This is a genomic window from Vallitalea sediminicola, assembly GCF_054408565.1.
This window is the reverse complement of sequence record NZ_BTPT01000115.1, coordinates 1-2,969: the sequence shown is the minus strand read 5'-3', so window position 1 is coordinate 2,969 and position 2,969 is coordinate 1. Positions and strand designations below refer to the sequence as shown.

Genomic DNA, 2,969 nt, shown 5'->3' with positions numbered 1-2,969 from the left:
TAAAATATAGAAATCTCTCTTTAATTATATAGTTATAAATAATGGCTTGTTTCATCACATATAAGATTACATAAACAAAATGATAAGATTTATAATAATTTAAGATATTTTTTAATATATTTTAATAAGATTTTAATATTAATAAATTATACTAGATATGTTGGATATAATAATAATATGTATAAATTAAGATAGACGAGACGAGAGGATGTGGGATGATGATAGAATGGGTTAAAGAGTTAATGACACTTGGCCATTGGACAGATATGCTTAATCAAATAAGTTCTATGGGAATATTTGCAGGTGTTGGATTAGCAATGATTGAAGCTTTTTTCCCACCATTACCTTTAATATTATTTGTAACAATTAATGTTATGGCTTTTGGGTTTTGGACTGGTTATTTATATTCATGGTTAGGTTCTTGTATTGGTTCAATCATTGTATTTTTGGTGATAAAGAAATTTGGACAAAAAAGGTTTCAACAGAAAATTGCACATAACGAAAAAATTTACAATATTTTTAATTGGATAAAGGATAAAGGGTTTACCCCAATATTCTTCTTACTTACATTTCCATTTACACCTTCTATAGTTGTTTGCGGCTTAGCGGCTCTAGCGGGTATTAAAAATAGAGAATATATCAGTGCATTAGTTTTAGGTAAGCTTATAATGATATTTTCTTTGAGTTTTATTGGTTTTAACATTAGGGCATTTGTTGAACAACCTTTAAAATCAATTATATTAATATCAGTAACATTTGCAATATCATTAATAGGTAAAAATGTAATTAAATTATTTGAAAAAAAGTACGAAAAAAAGACACCAACCAAGAATGAAAAATTACCAGCAAAAGCTGCATGAAAAGAAAAAATCAAATAAAGCATTGAAAAATACCCTATAGGTAAAGAGTTACCTTATAGGGTATTTCTTATTATTATAAGAAGGGGATATTCAACTTATATAATTTATTATAGTTATACTTTATTAAGCGTAAAAGTAATGATTATTTATCTTAGTAATATACGTACGGTTATTCATAATCCAAAAATTAGAAGATTTTGCTGGATTAAGGAAATATAAAGAGCTTCCAATATTGTTAGAACCGTTTAGAGCTGCAATGGCTGCATTTATACTTTCTTGGGTAGGAGTATTATATATGTTGCCGTCTGCAACTGGAGTAAATTGAATACCGTATTTGTTATCAAAAACAACAGATTTTATTGTGCTTGGAAATTCTGAACTCTTTTTTCTATTAATGATTACGTTAGCTACTGCTAATTTTCCAGCGTAAGGTTCTCCTACTGCTTCAGCTTCTACAATCCTAGATAACCAATATAAATCTTCTGAGCTATATTTGTTTGAAGGAGGGGTGTATCCATTGTTACTAATGTATACTGAGCTGTTAGCCCACTTCACGTCATATCCTAATGTTTCAGATATAAATCTTACAGGTACAAAAGTTCGTCCTCTAACTAGGTTTATTGGTGCATCCATTTTATAATGTTTGCCGTTTACAGTTACATATCTAGAACCTACGCATAATTTAATTTCTTTTTGATTAAATACCAATGTAGCAGTCTTGGATGAAGAGTCCCATTTGATTGATGTAGCATTAAGTGCTTCTCCAATAAATCTAATTGGTACAAAAGTACGCTGATTTTGAATATAAGGATTAACGTCAGGAGTTAAAACACTTCCATTAACGTAAATAGGTATCACCTGAGAAGCATATGCTTGGCTTGAAAAATTAAAAACCAAAAGTAACGAAATCATTAAAAGCATTATTCTTTTCATCTAATCACCTCTACAACAAGTCTAACAAATGTATTATCCAATCTCAATATGGAATTAATGGAAGAGATGTAAAATCCTAAAACTCATACTAATTACTATTTAATTTATAAGGGTTGTAACGATTAGATATATATAATGTTGCATCTTATACTATTGTGGGGGATAGCACTTATGGTTTTCTATTATATTAATAGTAATAATGAATAATAGGATAATAATTAAAATAATACTATATATAAGTTGAATCAAGGAAAATATATTGAACTTATAGAAATGGGCGTATAGATGGTTAAATTCAACTTATATATATAAGGATATTAAGAGAAATATGATTTGTATCATAATAAAATTAAAATAAGAAATAGAATTTATTGGGATTTTTATTTCCTAATATATACAAGTAATTTTGTATTACATATATTACATGATATAGAAAAAGATTTAAAAAATGTCGAATAAAGCCTTGACTTTATTATGTATAAATGATATAATTCTCTTCGCTGAAGAAAACAAAACAGCAACGAACAAATTAGGACAGAACCTTGAAAACTGAACAGTGAAACAACCAAAAACTTAGTAATAAGTTTTACCCAAAAAAATCCTTAGTAAATAAAATGGATAAAGACGATAGTCTATAAAATATAAGCCAGAGCAATCTGGTCAAGATGAAACTTATGCGATATTTTGAACTAAGAAATAATAACCTTTACTAATTAAGACAATTTAATCTTAAAAGTAAAACTAAGAATTTCTAACTTCAAAAAATCTTTAACATGAGAGTTTGATCCTGGCTCAGGATGAACGCTGGCGGCGTGCTTAACACATGCAAGTCGAGCGAGAAGCTATCTAATGAACCTTCGGGTGATTTAGATAGTGGAAAGCGGCGGACGGGTGAGTAACGCGTGGGTAACCTGCCCTATGCAGGGGGATAACACATTGAAAAGTGTGCTAATACCGCATAAGACTACAGAGTCACATGACTCAGTAGTAAAAACTCCGGTAGCATAGGATGGACCCGCGTCTGATTAGCTAGTAGGTAAGGTAACGGCTTACCTAGGCAACGATCAGTAGCCGACCTGAGAGGGTGATCGGCCACATTGGGACTGAGACACGGCCCAAACTCCTACGGGAGGCAGCAGTGGGGAATATTGCACAATGGGGGAAACCCTGATGCAG

At 30.7% G+C, this 2,969-nt stretch carries 2 protein-coding genes and 1 rRNA gene; 2 read left to right on the top strand and 1 reads right to left on the bottom strand.

Annotated features, from left to right (window positions below; genetic code table 11):
- Nucleotides 1–218 precede the first annotated feature (218 nt).
- Nucleotides 219–860: a TVP38/TMEM64 family protein gene (locus ACX6CF_RS25755; RefSeq protein WP_458788250.1), complete on the top strand. Its 642-nt coding sequence runs from the start codon at nucleotides 219–221 to the stop codon at nucleotides 858–860.
- A 123-nt stretch (nucleotides 861–983) separates the two neighbouring features.
- Here the strand turns inward: ACX6CF_RS25755 and ACX6CF_RS25750 are convergent, their stop codons facing one another.
- The gene (locus ACX6CF_RS25750) at nucleotides 984–1,793 is read right to left on the bottom strand and encodes a stalk domain-containing protein (protein ID WP_458788249.1); all 810 of its coding nucleotides are present in this window, start codon (nucleotides 1,791–1,793) and stop codon (nucleotides 984–986) included.
- Between the two features lie 769 nt (nucleotides 1,794–2,562).
- Here ACX6CF_RS25750 and ACX6CF_RS25745 point away from each other — a divergent pair.
- Nucleotides 2,563–2,969 (top strand): 16S ribosomal RNA (locus ACX6CF_RS25745); the annotation flags it as partial.